Origin of the sequence: Paraburkholderia sp. Ac-20347 (assembly GCF_017104805.1) — a bacterium.
GTDB classification, from domain to species: domain Bacteria; phylum Pseudomonadota; class Gammaproteobacteria; order Burkholderiales; family Burkholderiaceae; genus Paraburkholderia; species Paraburkholderia tropica.
The window spans coordinates 1-15,001 of sequence record NZ_JAAGPN010000097.1; the positions used below are offsets into that span (position 1 = coordinate 1).

Genomic DNA, 15,001 nt, shown 5'->3' on the forward strand with positions numbered 1-15,001 from the left:
CGATCGCGCACCGGCTGTCGGCGTGGCGCGCGTTCTATCGCTGGTATGCGGGGCGCGTCGAGCTCGACGCGAATCCCGTCGCCGCCGTGCGTGCGCCCAAGCGCGCGAAGACGCTGCCCAAGGCGCTGTCCGTCGACGATGCCACGCGCCTCATGGAAGCGCCGCCGCCCGCGAGCACGGGCGCGGACAACCTCGAAACGCTGCGCGATCACGCGATGCTCGAACTGTTCTACTCGTCGGGCCTGCGCCTCGCGGAACTGGTCGGGCTCGACGTGCGCTATATCCGCCGCGACGGTTACGAGTCGTCGAGCTGGTTCAAGCGCGACGCCGCCGAAGTCGAAGTGCACGGCAAGGGCAACCGCCATCGCATGGTGCCGGTCGGCAGCAAGGCGCTCGCTGCGCTCGACGCGTGGCTCGCCGTGCGCGACGCCTGGATCAAGCACGACGACGCGCCGCTGTTCGTTTCCGTGCGCGGCAACCGCATGGCGCCCGGCGTGGTGCGCGAGCGCGTCAAGCGCGCGGCGCTCGCGGCGGGCATTCCGGCGAACGTGCATCCGCACGTGCTGCGGCACTCGTTCGCCACGCATCTGCTGCAATCGAGCGGCGATCTGCGCGCCGTGCAGGAACTGCTGGGCCATGCGAGCATTTCGGCCACGCAGGTCTACACGTCGCTCGATTTCCAGCATCTCGCCAAGGTCTACGACAACGCCCACCCACGCGCGAAGAAGCGCGATTAGGGGGCACTCGGGGGGCGCTCAGGGGACGATCAGTCGGCCTCCGGCGCGACCGGCCCGAACACTCCGGCGCGCGCGTGATCCTGAGCGACACGCGGCGCGCCCGCAAGCGGCAGGCGCAACGCCCGCCGCCGCATCACCTTTAGCGAAGCCATCATGAATATCGTCACCCTCAAGCCGTCGAAAGAAAAATCCCTGCTGCGCCGCCATCCCTGGGTCTACGCGAACGCGATCGACCGCGTCGAAGGCAAGCCCGCGTCCGGCGCCACGGTGATCGTGCGCGCCCACGACGGCCGCTTCCTCGCGCGCGCCGCCTACAGCCCGCATTCGCAGATCCGCGCGCGCGTCTGGAGCTTCGACGAAAACGAACCCATCGACCACGCGTTCTTCAAGCGCCGCGTGCAGCGCGCGCTCGCCCATCGTCAGGCGATGGTGCGCGACACCGGCGCCGTGCGTCTGATCTTCGGCGAGGCGGACGGCCTGCCCGGCCTGATCGTCGACTGGTACATCGAGGACGTCGCGCAGAACCCGCGCGGCCAGCTGGTCTGCCAGTTCATGGCGGCGGGCGTCGAGGCGTGGAAGGAAGCGATCGTCAACGCGCTGACCTCGGCGACCGGCTGCCCGAACGTCTACGAGCGCTCGGACGTCTCGATCCGCGACAAGGAAGGGCTCGAACAGATCACCGGCCTGCTCGCCGGCGACGAACCGCCCGAAACGATCATCGCGAACGAAAACGGCGTGCGTTATCACGTCGACGTGCGCAACGGCCACAAGACCGGCTTCTATGTCGATCAGCGCGACAACCGCGCGCTCGTGCAGACCTATGCGCAAGACCGCGACGTGCTCAACTGCTTCTGCTACACGGGCGGCTTCTCGCTCGCGGCGATGAAGGGCGGCGCGAAACGCGTGGTGTCGATCGACTCGTCGGGCGAGGCGTTGAACACCGCGCAGAAGAACGTGCAGGCCAACGGCTTCGACGCCGGGCGCGCCACCTGGCTCGACGCCGACGCGTTCAAGACGCTGCGCCGGCTGCACGAAGAAGGCGAGCGCTTTGACCTCGTGGTGCTCGATCCGCCGAAGTTCGCGGCGTCGCGCGAGCACGTGGACCGCGCCGCGCGTGCCTACAAGGACATCAATCTGACCGGTTTCAAGCTGCTGCGTCCGGGCGGCCTGCTGTTCACGTATTCGTGCTCGGGCGCGATCGACGCGGAGCTGTTCCAGAAGATCGTCGCGGGCGCGGCCGCCGACGCGAAGGTCGATGCGCGCATCATCAAGCGCCTCGGCGCGGGCGTCGATCATCCGCTGCTCACGGCGTTCCCGGAAGGCGAGTATCTGAAGGGCCTGCTGTTGCAAATCGCCTGAAGCGGCCTTATCTGCGGCTGGGTTCGCAAGCGGCGCGCGCGGGCATCATCGATACGAACTTGAAGCGCGGACCCGAAGCGCGGATTCGACCCCGAATCGCCTTCGCGTGTCCATTGAATCGAAGCCGCGCCAGCGCCCTCGCCGCAGATATGTTCCAATAGGTGGTTATGTTGTAACACCGCGAGATTCCGGCACGCGGGCGCTTGCGCCGCGCCGCCCATACGAGACACTTACCAGGCAAAGAGCATGGCAAACAGCATGATTCCCGTCACCATCCTGACCGGCTTCCTCGGCAGCGGCAAGACCACGCTGCTCAAGCGCATCCTCGGCGAAAACCACGGCATGAAGATCGCCGTGATCGAGAACGAATTCGGCGAAGAGAATATCGACAACGAAATTCTCGTGCAGGACAGCAACGAGCAGATCATCCAGATGAGCAACGGCTGCATCTGCTGCACGATCCGCGGCGACCTCTCGCGCGTGCTCGCCGACCTCGCGCAGCAAAAGCGCGACGGCAAGCTCGACTTCGAGCGCGTCGTGATCGAGACGACGGGCCTTGCGAATCCGGGTCCGGTCGCGCAGACCTTCTTCATGGATAACGAGATCGCCGACGAATTCCTGCTCGACGCGATCATCACGCTGGTCGACGCCAAGCACGGCAACAAGCAGCTCGACGAGCACGAAGTGGTGCAGCGCCAGGTCGGTTTCGCCGACCGCCTGTTCATCACGAAGGCCGACCTCGTCGACGCGAAGGAAGTCGCCGATCTGCGTCACCGCGTGCTGCACATGAACCCGAAGGCGCAGGTGCGCGAGGTGAATTTCGGCGAAGCGGACATCAAGGAAGTGTTCGATCTGCGCGGCTTCAATCTGAACGCCAAGCTCGAAATCGATCCCGACTTCCTCGCCGAGGACGAGCACGACCACGCGCACGATCATCACGATCACGGCCATGAACACGGCCACGGTCACGATCACGGCGACCACGCCGATTGCGATCACGACCACGGCAAGTGCACGCACGAAGGCCACGACCACGGCCATCACCACCACCATGCGCACCACGACGACAAGATCAAGTCGTTCGTCTACCGCAGCGACAAGCCGTTCGATCCGAACCGCCTCGAGGACTTCCTCGGCGGCATCCTGCAGATCTACGGTGAGCGCCTGCTGCGCTACAAGGGCGTGCTCTACATGAAGGGCGTGGACCGCAAGGTCGTGTTCCAGGGCGTGCACCAGATGATGGGCAGCGACCTCGCGGCCAAGTGGCTGCCGGTCGAGAAGAAGACCAGCAAGATGGTGTTCATCGGCATCGAACTGCCTCAGGACCTGATCACCGACGGCCTCGACGCCTGTCTCGTGAAGTAAGCGACGCTCACTGAGCGCGACGCCCGGCTGCTCGCCGGGCGTTTTTGTTTGCACGCGCCACGATCGCGGGGCAAACGCGGGCCTGGAAGCGCGCGAGTTTGCCCGAAGTTGACCTCAGGTTAGCCTCAAGTCGGCCTCAGGTTGCCCTGAAATCGGCCGTAAACTGACCGGAAACCGCGCGGAAGTCCGCCTAAAGCACCTCTTAGCGGCCTCAAAAGCGCTTTTCTGGCGACGATTCACGCATCAGGCGTCAAATAACGTACCCGACCATCGCTTTTTCACGATTGGCGCGTTATATTTTCTGGATATCGATCGCCGGACGAAGGCTGCTGACGCAGGGATTTCCCGCTTGCAGCGTGAGTTTGCGGTTCGGTTACAATACGGCCCCACTGGAAGACAGGGCGCCCGCCGGAAATGGCTCGACAAGCTATCCGGAAAAAACGCGCCTCCCCGGCCGCGCATCGCGTCGCAGCGCGCAGCCGGTACGAAATATGCCTCAGGAGCATCTGAAGAACGGTTTCCAGAGGAGTTCGGCCCCGCAGCGGCGCTCAGGCGTCAGCGACGAACCATCGTCGTGCCCGCCAGCGCGCAGTTTGTGGCGCGCGAGCAGCGCGCGCAAACGTGGTCAAAGCCACTGCGGGCAACACCCAAGTGCAGGCAAGATGTGCCAGTTTTGCCTCACTCATTGAAGAAGCAAGCCAGATGACGACGAAACGACTCTTGACCGAAGCCGAAATCCTGAAGATGAGCGACAAGGATTACATGAACGAGGATCAGCTCGCCTTCTTCAAGAACCGGCTCGAACAGCTGCAGGCGGAAATCCTCCGCAATGCGGGCCAGACCACCGAGAATCTGCGCGAAACCGTGATCGTTCCCGATCCGGCCGACCGCGCGACGATCGAAGAAGAGCACGCGCTCGAACTGCGCACGCGCGACCGCGAGCGCAAGCTGCTGAAGAAGGTGCAGCAGTCGCTCGCGCGCATCGACTCCGGCGACTACGGCTGGTGCGAGGAAACGGGCGAGCCGATCGGCATCCCGCGTATGCTCGCGCGCCCGACCGCCACGCTCTCGCTCGAAGCGCAAGAGCGTCGCGAACTGCGCCAGAAGCTGTTCGGCGACTGATTGGCCGCCGGCGGCGCCACGCGGCGCGTGCCGGATCGACTGCCTTCTTTCGAAGCGCACGGAGTCCCGTGCGCTTTTTCATTTGCATCACGTCCCCGCCTCTCCCGCGTTTTCCGTTCCCTCCCTCATTGCTTCGCGCGGCGCGAGCGGCCCGAGCACCACGCCGGATCGCATGCCGTCACGGCTTTTCTGCGCTGTCAGACCTTGAACTGCCCGCTGCCGCCCTAAACTTCTACCGACACGCCCGCTCGCGCGCCTCGCGCCGCGTACGGCGCGTAACCGGATCCGCAGGCGCGGCGCGCATGCCGCCGCGCGAAGTCCACGCAACACGCTGGCATCAACGGTAAAAAGGAACGCACATGGAGCAATATCACGGCACGACCATCGTATCCGTGCGACGCGGCGACAAAGTCGCCCTCGGCGGCGACGGTCAGGTCACCCTCGGCAACATCGTCATGAAGGGTGGCGCGAAGAAGGTGCGGCGCATCTACGGCGGCAAGGTGATGGTCGGCTTCGCCGGCGGCACCGCCGACGCGTTCTCGCTGCTCGACCGCTTCGAAGCCAAGCTCGAAAAGCATCAAGGCAATCTCACCCGCGCAGCCGTCGAGCTCGCGAAGGACTGGCGCACCGACCGCATGCTGCGTCGTCTCGAAGCGATGCTGATCGCCGCCGACGCCACCACCACGCTCGTCATCACCGGTAACGGCGACGTGCTCGATCCCGAAGAAGGCATCTGCGCCATCGGTTCGGGCGGCGCGTATGCGCAGGCCGCGGCCCGCGCGCTCATGCAGAACACCGACCTCTCGCCGCGCGAGATCGTCGAAAAGTCGCTCGAAATTGCCGGCGACATGTGTATCTACACGAATCACAACCGCGTGATCGAGACGATCGAGTAAGCGTACCCAGACCGAACCGACGAGAAGGAATCAGGATGAGCACCATGACCCCCGCCGAGATCGTCTCGGAACTCGACAAGCACATCATCGGCCAGGCGAAAGCGAAAAAGGCCGTGGCCGTCGCGCTGCGCAACCGCTGGCGCCGCCAGCAGGTCGCCGACCCGCTGCGCCAGGAAATCACGCCGAAGAACATCCTCATGATCGGGCCGACGGGCGTCGGCAAGACCGAAATCGCGCGCCGTCTGGCGAAGCTCGCCGACGCGCCCTTCATCAAGATCGAAGCCACCAAGTTCACCGAAGTGGGCTACGTGGGCCGCGACGTCGACAGCATCGTGCGCGATCTGATCGAAATCGCCGTGAAGCAGACGCGCGAAACGGAAATGCGCAAGGTGCGCAGCAAGGCCACCGATCAGGCCGAAGACCGCATTCTCGACATCCTGCTGCCGAGCGCGCGCCCGGTCGGCTTCGGTTCGTCCGACGCGTCGACGTCGGCGCCGGCAGAAGGCGGCGACAACGCCACGCGCCAGACCTTCCGCAAGCGCCTGCGCGAAGGCCAGCTCGACGACAAGGAAATCGAACTCGACGTCGAGATGCCGCAAGCGGGCATGGACATCATGGGGCCGCCGGGCATGGAAGACATGACCGAGCAGATCCGCTCGATGTTCGCCAATCTCGGCGGCGGCAAGAAAACGCGCCGCAAGGTGAAGGTCAAGGAAGCGCTCAAGCTGATCACCGACGAAGAAGCGGCCAAGATGCTCAATGACGAAGAGGTCAAGCAGAAGGCCGTGCAGAACGTCGAGCAGAACGGCATCGTGTTCCTCGACGAAATCGACAAGATCGCCTCGCGCAACAACGAAGGCGCCGGTGGCGGCGAAGTCTCGCGCCAGGGCGTGCAGCGCGATCTGCTGCCGCTCGTGGAAGGCACCACCATCAACACGAAGTACGGGATGATCAAGACCGATCACATCCTGTTCATCGCGAGCGGTGCGTTCCATCTGTCGAAGCCGAGCGATCTGATCCCCGAACTGCAGGGGCGTTTCCCGATTCGCGTGGAACTGGAATCGCTGTCCGTGAAGGACTTCGAAGCGATTCTGGTTTCGACCGACGCCAGCCTCGTGAAGCAGTATCAGGCGCTGCTCGCGACCGAAGACGTGCAGCTCGACTTCGCGGAAGACGGCATTCGCCGCCTTGCGGAAATCGCCTACTCGGTCAACGAGAAGACCGAGAACATCGGCGCGCGACGCCTTTACACCGTCATCGAAAAGCTGCTGGAAGACGTGTCGTTCGCGGCTGGCAACCATGCGGGCCAGAGCGTGACGGTGGACGCCGCCTACGTCGACAAGGCGCTCGGCGAAGTCGCGCAGGACGAAGATCTGTCGCGCTACGTGCTCTGATCGTCACGCGTCTCGCCAATGAAAAAAGCCCTGCAATGCAGGGCTTTTTTCATGGCTGCGCCGTGACGCTTACTGCTTGACCGGCCGCTTCGCGAGCTTGCGTTGCAGCGTGCGACGGTGCATGTTGAGCGCGCGCGCCGTGGCGGAAATGTTGCCGCCGTGCTCGGCCAGCACGCGCTGGATGTGCTCCCATTCGAGGCGCGCAACCGACAGCGGCGTGGGATGCTCGATGGCCGCTTCGGCTTGCAGCGCGCTCGCGTCGCTTTGCAGTGCCGAGAGAATCATTTCGACGTTCGCGGGCTTGGCCAGATAGTTGTCCGCGCCGTCTTTCACCGCCTGCACCGCCGTGGCGATGCTCGCGTAACCCGTGAGCACCAGCATGCGTGCGTCGGGCTGCAGGTCGCGCAGCGGCGCGATCAGCGACAGGCCCGAGTCGTTGCCCAGATGCAGGTCGACGGTGATTTGCGCAAACTTCTGCTGGTTCGCGAAGCGCACCGCCTCGTCGGCGTTGTGCGCCTGCTGGACCTGAAAGCCGCGCCGTGTGAGACCGCGTGTCAGGATGTCGGAGAAGACTTCGTCGTCGTCGATCACCAGAAAATTCATATCGCTCATGCCACATTCTCCGTGTTGTTTAGGCCGCGTCGGGCCGGGCCGGCCCCTCGCCTGATTCAATATCCGGACCCTTGGCCGCCGCGCCATTGCGCGAGCCCGCAACCTGGTCCGTCTCGCCCGGCGATGCCGGCGCCTGTGCCGGGCCGCCCGTTTTCACGGGCACCCGCAGCACCGCACGCGTCCCGCGCGCCTTGCGCGCGCGCGTGCCGCCGCCCACCGCGGCCGCAGCACTCGCTGCGACTCCTCCACTGCTCCCTTCGGACACGCCGCCCTCGGACGACGCGCCGGCCGACGTCGCGTCGGTCAGTTCGATCGAACCGCCCAGCCGCGCCGCCGACGAAAACGCCAGATAGAGCCCGACGCCGTGACCGCCCTGCGTGCTGTCCACAGGTGCGGCGCCCAGCGAGGCGCGCAGTGAAGCCGGAATGCCCGGACCCGCGTCGCAGACTTCGAAATCGATAAAGTCGTTCAGGCGCGGCGACGGATACGCGCGCAGCGAGACGAAGTCGCGGCTCGCGCGCGCGGCGTTGTCGAGCAGAATAGTGAGGATCTGGCCGACCGCGACGGTGTCGTCGAGGCTCAGATCGGCGGGCGGTTCGCCCTGCAATTCGAACTTCACGTGCGGATGGCGCAGACGCCATTGCTCGACGAACGGCCCGAGCCATTCGCCCACGACCTGACGGCTGCCCGCCGACGAGGCGCGGCTGCGCAGGCGCGCGAGCGCGGAGGTGCAGAGCGTGATCTGCTTGTCGAGCAGTTCGAGATCAGCGCCGTAGGGCGCGAGACCTTTGTCGGTACGCGCGATGTCGCGCAGCTCTTCGGTGAGCATGGAAATGGTGGAGAGCGGCGTGCCGATCTCGTGCGCGACCGTGGCCGCCTGCACGCCGAGCGCGACCGCGCGTTCGTCGCGCAGGAGGCGCTGCTGCGCGTCGGCGAGCGCGTATTCGCGCTGGCGCAACGCACGCGACATCCGCGCGACGAACCAGACGATGAGCGCCACGCTCACCATGAAGTTCACCCACGTGCCGGCGCGGTAGTAGTCGAACAGGTTCGACGGGTTGTCGAGGTTGAGCGGTACGTTGTCGAAGCCGAGCAGCACGTAGCAGGCGACCGCGAAGCACGCGAGCCACGCCGTGAGATACCAGGGCAGCACGGCCGCCGCGATCGCGAGCGAAGGCAGATAGAGCGAGACGAACGGATTGGTCGTGCCGCCCGAAAGGAACAGCAGCGCCGAGAGCGCGCCGAGGTCGACCCAGATCTGGCCGAACAGTTCGAGATTGGATTCGGGACGGTCCTGCGTGACGCGCAGCCAGGTGACGCCGTTGAACGCCACTTCGAGGGCGATCACGAACAGCATGGCAGGCAGCGGCAGTTGCACGCCGAAGAAAAATTGCACGAACGCAATCGTGCAGAGCTGGCCGATGATGGCGAGACTGCGCAGCCAGAACAGATGGCTGAGATTGACGCGAGCACTGACGGTTATTCGATGCATGCTGTCAGTTTACCTGTTCGTACTTGTCCGATTCCTTAACCTGAGCAGCTTTGTTTGAATATTGCTCATAGTCGAATCTGCTCGAAAAAGATTTGCCTGAAGCCGCATTAATCATCTAAGGCCGATAAAAACATGCAAACGGATACCCACGATCCGCTTCAGCCGGTAAGGAATCTCTTCCTCGATTTCGTCGATGCCGCCGTGCGGGCGGACCCGGCACAGACGGCACCCGAAGAAGCCCATGCACTGCTAACCAATATGCGCGCCACACTGCTCGCGCTCGGCGACGACGCGCTGATCGGCATCGCCGCCGAGGTGAAGGAACCCGCCAAAGCCCACGCCGCACTGCGGATTGCGCTGGCCGTGGCCCGCCTCGCGCCCACTCGCGTGGCGGCGCAATTCGCCGCCGGACTCGCCCTGCAATTCGCGAATCGTCATGCCGATGCCGTCGAACCATACCGCCGCGCGCTCGCAATCGACCAAACGTTTCCAAATCTTCGCAACAATCTTGCAATCTCGTTGATGCTTATCAATTCTGAGAGAAGCGAGATCGATCGGCTTCTCGAAGAAGCCGTCGCGGCCGATCCGAACGACAGTCGGGCATGGGTCAACCTCGCGTTGCTGCGTCCGACCGACATCGATCTTGCGCGACCTCATGACGCAGCCCGGCGAGCCATCGCGCTCGCGCCGCACGACCCGCTCGCGCTCAACAACTACGCGATGGTGTGCAAGGAAGCGCAAGACTGGGACGAAGCGGAACGCATGGCGCGCGCCGCCTGCGAGTATGCGCCCAACGGGGCCTCGTCGCGTTTCAATCTGGCGATTCTGCAGCTCCTGCGCGGCGCTTATGCCGAAGGCTGGGCCGGCCACGAACTGCGCTGGCAGGGTTCGCGCGAACTCGCGGCGGGACGGCCCGCGTTTCCGAAACCGCAATGGCGCGGCGAACCGCTCGCCGGGCGCACGCTGCTGCTGTGGGGCGAACAGGGCATGGGCGACCTGCTGCAATTCGCCCGCTACGTGCCGATGCTCGCCGAACGCGTGCATCGCGAAGGCGGAAAACTGGTCTGGAATTCGTTTCCGCAGATGGGCGCGCTGCTCTCGCGCAGCCTCGGCGCCGATTGCGATCTCTATTGCGCGGGCGGTCCGGTCGAAGCGCTGCCGCCGTATGACTGCGAGGTGTCGCTGCTGAGCCTGCCGTTCCTCTTCGAGACGCGCGAGGACACCATTCCCGGTCCCGCCGCCTATCTCGCGCCCGATCCGGCGCGCGCCGCTTACTGGCACGAACGGCTCGCCGCCGATGCCGGCCAGCGCCGCCTGAAAGTCGGCCTCGCCTGGACCGGCAGCCTCACGCATCAGCGCAATCCGTTCCGGCGCGTCGGGCTGGAGCGCTTCGCGCAGGCGTTTGCGGGCCTGCACGCCGACGTGGCGTTCTACTCGCTGCAGCCGGGCGCGCAAGCCGACGTCGAGGCGGCGCGCGCGGCGGGCTTCGAGATCGCCGATTACAGCGCCGAATGGCCCGACTTCGACGACACCGCCGCCTTCGTCGACGGACTCGATCTGGTGATTTCGGTGTGTACGTCGGCGGCGCATCTGGCGGGCGCGCTCGGCAAGCGCACGTGGGGGCTGCTCGACGTGAATCCGCATTGGGTCTGGCAGCTCGATCGCCGTGACAGCCCGTGGTATCCGAATACCACGCTGTATCGGCAGAAGCAGTTCCGCGACTGGCAGCCCGTGCTCGACGCCGTCAGCGCCGATCTGGCCGGACTCGCCCGCGCGCATCGCGAGGCGCTTGCGTAGGCCGGGTCAGGAACCGGCGCGCGGTATCAACGGCCCGGCGAGCTTCCTGACGGCGTCCGCTCCGAGGCGACCGCGGCGGCGAGACATTCGGGACACAGACAGCGGCCGCGCGGATCGAGCTGACTCGCGGGCAATGCAGGCAGCGACTTGCACCAGCAGTCGAACGGCTCAGCGTGGCGGCCGCAGTCGAAGCGGTTGCCGCAGCGCGGACAGCGGACGCTGCGGGGGGTGTCCGAAGAGGTGTCCCGAGTCGCGGACTGCGTGGCGGCGTGGGGCCTGGAGGCGGTCATGGCGCGCTCCTCGTGTGCCGGCGTCGGCGGTAGGGAAATGATGCCACAGCGCAGCGCACGTCCGGGCGGCCGCGCGGCCCGTTGGTTCCAGACAACGCATCGCGCGCGGGCAGCCGCCCATTCCCCACCGCGACATCGCCGCTCAAAGGAATAAATTTCCCGATATCGACAATGAATTAGTGCATTTTCCCAAAATTACGAGCGCGGCTGTAAGCCTGCCGCACTGCAACGCCGCCGTCGCTAAAAGCCGGTCGCAAACCCTGTTGCGCCGCGCCAGTCCTGTACAATTCGGCCTGTTTGACCCGCACAGACCCGCGCGGCCGGTTACACCGGATTCTTCGCGCTTTTCGTCTCGTTTTTGTCCCGTTTTCTGTCAAGTCTCCGCCGCCATGTCCGAGCCTCTCGACCTCACGCAGATCGCGCCCACCCTGAAAGCCGAAATTCTGGCCGAAGCGCTGCCCTATATCCGTCAGTACCACGGTAAGACCGTGGTCATCAAATACGGCGGCAACGCCATGACCGAAGAGCGGCTCAAGCAAGGCTTCGCGCGCGACGTGATCCTGCTGAAGCTCGTGGGCATCAACCCGGTCATCGTGCACGGCGGCGGCCCGCAGATCGACACGGCGCTGAAAAAGATCGGCAAGCAAGGCACCTTCATCCAGGGCATGCGCGTCACGGATGAAGAAACCATGGAAGTCGTCGAGTGGGTGCTCGGCGGCGAGGTGCAGCAGGACATCGTCACGCTGATCAACCATTTCGGCGGCCACGCGGTCGGCCTGACCGGCAAGGACGGCGGCCTGATCCACGCGCGCAAGCTGATGATGCCGGACCGCGACAACCCCGGTCAGTACATCGACATCGGCCAGGTGGGCGAGGTCGAGGCGATCAACCCGGCCGTCGTGAAGGCGCTTCAGGACGACGCGTTCATTCCGGTCATTTCGCCGATCGGCTTCGGTGAAGACGGTCTGTCGTACAACATCAACGCCGACCTCGTGGCGGGCAAGCTCGCGGTCGTGCTCAACGCCGAGAAGCTCGTCATGATGACGAACATCCCCGGCGTGATGGACAAGTCGGGCAATCTGCTGACCGATCTTTCGGCGCGCGAGATCGACGCGCTGTTCGAGGACGGCACGATTTCCGGCGGCATGCTGCCGAAGATCTCGTCGGCGCTCGACGCGGCCAAGAGCGGCGTGCGCTCGGTGCACATCATCGACGGCCGCATCGAGCACTCGGTGCTGCTGGAAATTCTGACCGAACAGCCGTTCGGCACGATGATCCGCTCCCACTGACGCCCCCTCTGCGTTGGCGGCGCCTTGCGCGCCGCCAACGCTGTCTCCCCCATGAACGTGAATCGCCCGCAGTCCAGGTCGCCCAGGCGGCGGCCGACGCGCGCCGCACACCGCCCCGTCTGGCTGTTCGACCTCGACAACACGCTGCACGGCGCGTCGCGCGCGGTCTTTCCGGCCATCAACCGCGGCATGACGCAGTACATCATCGACTCGCTGGGCGTGAGCCGCGACGTCGCGAACCATCTGCGCACGAGCTACACGCACCGCTACGGCGCGGCGCTGCTCGGCCTGCTGCGCCATCACGCCATCGATCCGCACGATTTCCTCAAGGTCGTCCATACCTTCGACGATCTGAGCGCCATGCTGCACGCGGAGCGCGGCCTCGCGCGCATCCTGCGCGCGCTGCCCGGCCGCAAGATCGTGCTGACCAACGGTCCGACCGACTACGCGCACGCGGTGCTCGACGCGCTCGGCATCAAGCGGATCTTCGAGCGCGTGCTGGCCATCGAGCACATGCGCACGCGCGAGCGCTGGCGCGCCAAGCCCGATGCGTCGATGCTGCGCAAGACGCTGCGCGACATCGGCGTGGCCTTCGAGGACGCGATTCTCGTCGAGGACACGCGCGGGCATCTGAAGCGCTACCGCCGCCTCGGCATCCAGACGGTGTGGATCACCGGCCACCTTCCCGTGGCGCTCGCGCGCGGCGGACGGCCTCACTATGTCGACCATCGCATTCGTTCGCTAAAATCGCTGGGACGCGGACTGCGGACCGGGCAACTGCGGGGCCAATCGCGCAAGCCACCGCACAGCGTCACCGGCACGTATCGGCACGTAACAGACTGACCGCGAACGCCGACCGCGCCGCGCCCGACGGACCACGGGCGCGTCATGCAGCACGCAGCACACGAATCCGGAGCAGGCGCTGACGTCAGCGCGCATCCGGACGCACACCACACCGCAAGATTCGACGGCCCGGCGGCCTCGCCGCGGGCCGCGATCCGGACTCAGGGGCGACATTCATGCAGCCGACCGAAACGCGTGACGCAGTCGTAGCAGCAGAATCACCGGACTCAGCCGACGCACCGCCGCGCCGCGCCAGCCGTCCGAAGCCGGGCGAGCGCCGCGTGCACATTCTCCAGACGCTCGCCGCCATGCTGGAAGCGCCGCGCGGCGAGAAGATCACCACCGCCGCGCTCGCCGCGAAGCTGGGCGTCTCCGAAGCGGCGCTGTATCGCCATTTCGCGAGCAAGGCGCAGATGTACGAAGGGCTGATCGACTTCATCGAGCAGACGCTGTTCGCGCTCGTGAACCAGATCGTCGCGAAGGAGCCCAGCGGCATTTTGCAGGCGCGCGCCATTGCCTTGATGCTGGTCCAGTTTTCGGCGAAAAACGCCGGCATGACGCGCGTGCTGACCTGCGAAGCGCTGGTGGGCGAGCACGAGCGCCTCGCCGAACGCGTGAACCAGATGCTCGACCGCATCGAGGCCACGCTGCGCCAGTGCCTGCGCGTGGGCATCGCCGAACTCGCCGAGAGCGCGTCGGCCAACCCCGGCGCAGCGGCCGCGCCAAAAGGTTACGATCCGGCGGTGCGCGCGAATCTGGTGGTGCGCTATGTGATCGGCTGCTGGCACCGTTACGCGCAAAGCGGCTTCACACGCTCGCCCAGCGAGCACGCCGACGAACAGATTCGCGTGATTCTTCAGTAGCGCGGCCGCGCCCGCTCTTTCCGCCTGTCTTGCGGCACGTTCGGCGCGCCTTTTCGCCTGTCGCGGCCGTGCGCTTCATTTCCGCCCGTAAGGAGAAGAACGCATGAACCGTCCCGACACCCGTCCAATTCCTCCCGCCGCCCTGTCCATCCTCGCAGGGCTGTCCGCGCACTGGGGCTGGCTGCTCGCGCGCGGCATCGCCGCCATCGTGTTCGGCGTGCTCGCCTTCATGTGGCCCGGCTTCACCGTCATCACGCTCGCCATCGTCTGGGGCGCCTATGCGATCGTCGACGGCGCGTTCGCGCTGCTCTACGGCGCGCGCGGCGGCGGCACGCGGCGCTGGACCTACGTCGTGGTCGGCCTGATCGGCGTGATCGCGGGTCTCGTGGCGCTCTTCTGGCCCGGCGAGACGGCCATCGTGCTGGTGATGATCATCGGCTTCTGGGCGCTCGCGGTCGGCGTCTTCGAAATCATCTACGCGTTCCAGTACCGCCGCGCGATCGCGCATCCGTGGGCGGTCGGCCTCTCGGGACTGCTCTCCGCCGCCGTGGGCTTCTTCATCGTCATGTTTCCGGGCGCGGGCGCGCTCTCGCTGATCTGGGTGATCGCCGCCTACGCCGTGCTCTACGGCATCCTGATGATCGTCGCCGCGTTCGGGCTGCGGCGCTGGCGCAACACGCATCCGAACGGCGGCTGAGCCTGCGCCGGAGTTGCGTGGATAGCGCACCGCGCGGGCGGCGGCATCGCACGCCGCCGCCCGCGCGCCGCTCCAGCGACAACCCGTCCGCCGCATTGACGCCGGCGTTTTCCGCTATACTCTGCCTTCACTTGCTTCACCCACGCGCCGATTTGCTGACTCGATTGCGGGCGCGTGAACTCCCACGGCATGGGCCCGGAGTTCGATATAAATGCGGCTAAAGAGGTCGTCAGCTGCGCCAACTC

General features: G+C 65.7%; 14 protein-coding genes and 1 pseudogene. 11 read left to right on the forward strand and 4 right to left on the reverse strand.

The window, feature by feature from the left end:
- On the forward strand, positions 1–737 hold a 737-nt coding region (locus G3N97_RS19260), incomplete at its 5' end, for a tyrosine recombinase XerC (RefSeq protein ID WP_205994655.1).
- 29 nt (positions 738–766) lie between these two features.
- Here G3N97_RS19260 and G3N97_RS39990 read toward each other — a convergent pair.
- Positions 767–892: a hypothetical protein gene (locus G3N97_RS39990; RefSeq protein ID WP_277397750.1), complete on the reverse strand. Its 126-nt coding sequence runs from the start codon at positions 890–892 to the stop codon at positions 767–769.
- Here G3N97_RS39990 and G3N97_RS19265 point away from each other — a divergent pair.
- The 5 genes from G3N97_RS19265 (at position 891) to hslU (ending at position 6,873) form a co-directional block, all read left to right on the forward strand.
- Positions 891–2,096 carry a class I SAM-dependent rRNA methyltransferase gene (locus tag G3N97_RS19265; RefSeq protein ID WP_205994656.1) on the forward strand — a complete coding sequence of 402 codons (1,206 nt, stop codon included), beginning with the start codon at positions 891–893 and terminating at the stop codon, positions 2,094–2,096. The genes G3N97_RS39990 and G3N97_RS19265 overlap by 2 nt on opposite strands.
- A gap of 258 nt (positions 2,097–2,354) precedes the next feature.
- Positions 2,355–3,461 (forward strand): GTP-binding protein, encoded by a 1,107-nt coding sequence (locus tag G3N97_RS19270; RefSeq protein ID WP_173816885.1) that lies wholly within the window; start codon positions 2,355–2,357, stop codon positions 3,459–3,461.
- Positions 3,462–4,163: 702 nt separating this feature from the next.
- Positions 4,164–4,583, forward strand: coding sequence for an RNA polymerase-binding protein DksA (dksA, locus tag G3N97_RS19275; RefSeq protein ID WP_065061877.1), 420 nt, complete (start codon positions 4,164–4,166; stop codon positions 4,581–4,583).
- A gap of 359 nt (positions 4,584–4,942) precedes the next feature.
- The gene (gene hslV / locus G3N97_RS19280) at positions 4,943–5,479 is read left to right on the forward strand and encodes an ATP-dependent protease subunit HslV (protein ID WP_205994657.1); all 537 of its coding nucleotides are present in this window, start codon (positions 4,943–4,945) and stop codon (positions 5,477–5,479) included.
- Between the two features lie 35 nt (positions 5,480–5,514).
- Positions 5,515–6,873 (forward strand): ATP-dependent protease ATPase subunit HslU, encoded by a 1,359-nt coding sequence (gene hslU / locus G3N97_RS19285; protein ID WP_205994658.1) that lies wholly within the window; start codon positions 5,515–5,517, stop codon positions 6,871–6,873.
- Positions 6,874–6,942: 69 nt separating this feature from the next.
- Here the strand turns inward: hslU and G3N97_RS19290 are convergent, their stop codons facing one another.
- A complete protein-coding gene (locus G3N97_RS19290) occupies positions 6,943–7,485 on the reverse strand; it encodes a response regulator transcription factor (protein WP_205994659.1) in 543 nt (180 codons plus the stop codon).
- 154 nt (positions 7,486–7,639) lie between these two features.
- A pseudogene (locus tag G3N97_RS19295) lies at positions 7,640–8,977 on the reverse strand (ATP-binding protein); the annotation flags it as partial.
- 132 nt (positions 8,978–9,109) lie between these two features.
- Here G3N97_RS19295 and G3N97_RS19300 point away from each other — a divergent pair.
- The gene (locus tag G3N97_RS19300) at positions 9,110–10,774 is read left to right on the forward strand and encodes a hypothetical protein (protein ID WP_205994661.1); all 1,665 of its coding nucleotides are present in this window, start codon (positions 9,110–9,112) and stop codon (positions 10,772–10,774) included.
- A gap of 26 nt (positions 10,775–10,800) precedes the next feature.
- Here the strand turns inward: G3N97_RS19300 and G3N97_RS19305 are convergent, their stop codons facing one another.
- Positions 10,801–11,064: a cysteine-rich CWC family protein gene (locus tag G3N97_RS19305; protein ID WP_205994662.1), complete on the reverse strand. Its 264-nt coding sequence runs from the start codon at positions 11,062–11,064 to the stop codon at positions 10,801–10,803.
- A gap of 389 nt (positions 11,065–11,453) precedes the next feature.
- Here G3N97_RS19305 and argB point away from each other — a divergent pair, with 389 nt between their 5' ends.
- The 4 genes from argB (at position 11,454) to G3N97_RS19325 (ending at position 14,756) form a co-directional block, all read left to right on the forward strand.
- Positions 11,454–12,353, forward strand: coding sequence for an acetylglutamate kinase (argB, locus tag G3N97_RS19310; RefSeq protein WP_205994663.1), 900 nt, complete (start codon positions 11,454–11,456; stop codon positions 12,351–12,353).
- A 51-nt stretch (positions 12,354–12,404) separates the two neighbouring features.
- Positions 12,405–13,196 (forward strand): pyrimidine 5'-nucleotidase, encoded by a 792-nt coding sequence (locus G3N97_RS19315; protein WP_205994664.1) that lies wholly within the window; start codon positions 12,405–12,407, stop codon positions 13,194–13,196.
- Positions 13,197–13,372: 176 nt separating this feature from the next.
- Complete coding sequence (slmA, locus tag G3N97_RS19320; RefSeq protein ID WP_205994665.1) at positions 13,373–14,059, forward strand: nucleoid occlusion factor SlmA; 687 nt, start codon at positions 13,373–13,375, stop codon at positions 14,057–14,059.
- 103 nt (positions 14,060–14,162) lie between these two features.
- Positions 14,163–14,756: an HdeD family acid-resistance protein gene (locus G3N97_RS19325; RefSeq protein WP_074982929.1), complete on the forward strand. Its 594-nt coding sequence runs from the start codon at positions 14,163–14,165 to the stop codon at positions 14,754–14,756.
- The last annotated feature ends 245 nt before the right edge of the window (positions 14,757–15,001 follow it).

What these genes read in the sequence shown, in the direction of transcription:
- G3N97_RS19270 (WP_173816885.1), top strand. Translation starts at nt 2,355, where the DNA reads ATGATTCCCGTCACCATCCTGACCGGCTTCCTCGGCAGCGGCAAGACC.
- G3N97_RS19305 (WP_205994662.1), bottom strand. Translation starts at nt 11,064, where the DNA reads ATGACCGCCTCCAGGCCCCACGCCGCCACGCAGTCCGCGACTCGGGAC.
- G3N97_RS19300 (WP_205994661.1), top strand. Translation starts at nt 9,110, where the DNA reads ATGCAAACGGATACCCACGATCCGCTTCAGCCGGTAAGGAATCTCTTC.
- G3N97_RS19290 (WP_205994659.1), bottom strand. Translation starts at nt 7,485, where the DNA reads ATGAGCGATATGAATTTTCTGGTGATCGACGACGACGAAGTCTTCTCC.
- G3N97_RS19265 (WP_205994656.1), top strand. Translation starts at nt 891, where the DNA reads ATGAATATCGTCACCCTCAAGCCGTCGAAAGAAAAATCCCTGCTGCGC.
- slmA (WP_205994665.1), top strand. Translation starts at nt 13,373, where the DNA reads ATGCAGCCGACCGAAACGCGTGACGCAGTCGTAGCAGCAGAATCACCG.
- G3N97_RS19315 (WP_205994664.1), top strand. Translation starts at nt 12,405, where the DNA reads ATGAACGTGAATCGCCCGCAGTCCAGGTCGCCCAGGCGGCGGCCGACG.
- G3N97_RS39990 (WP_277397750.1), bottom strand. Translation starts at nt 892, where the DNA reads ATGATGGCTTCGCTAAAGGTGATGCGGCGGCGGGCGTTGCGCCTGCCG.
- G3N97_RS19325 (WP_074982929.1), top strand. Translation starts at nt 14,163, where the DNA reads ATGAACCGTCCCGACACCCGTCCAATTCCTCCCGCCGCCCTGTCCATC.
- hslV (WP_205994657.1), top strand. Translation starts at nt 4,943, where the DNA reads ATGGAGCAATATCACGGCACGACCATCGTATCCGTGCGACGCGGCGAC.
- hslU (WP_205994658.1), top strand. Translation starts at nt 5,515, where the DNA reads ATGAGCACCATGACCCCCGCCGAGATCGTCTCGGAACTCGACAAGCAC.
- argB (WP_205994663.1), top strand. Translation starts at nt 11,454, where the DNA reads ATGTCCGAGCCTCTCGACCTCACGCAGATCGCGCCCACCCTGAAAGCC.
- dksA (WP_065061877.1), top strand. Translation starts at nt 4,164, where the DNA reads ATGACGACGAAACGACTCTTGACCGAAGCCGAAATCCTGAAGATGAGC.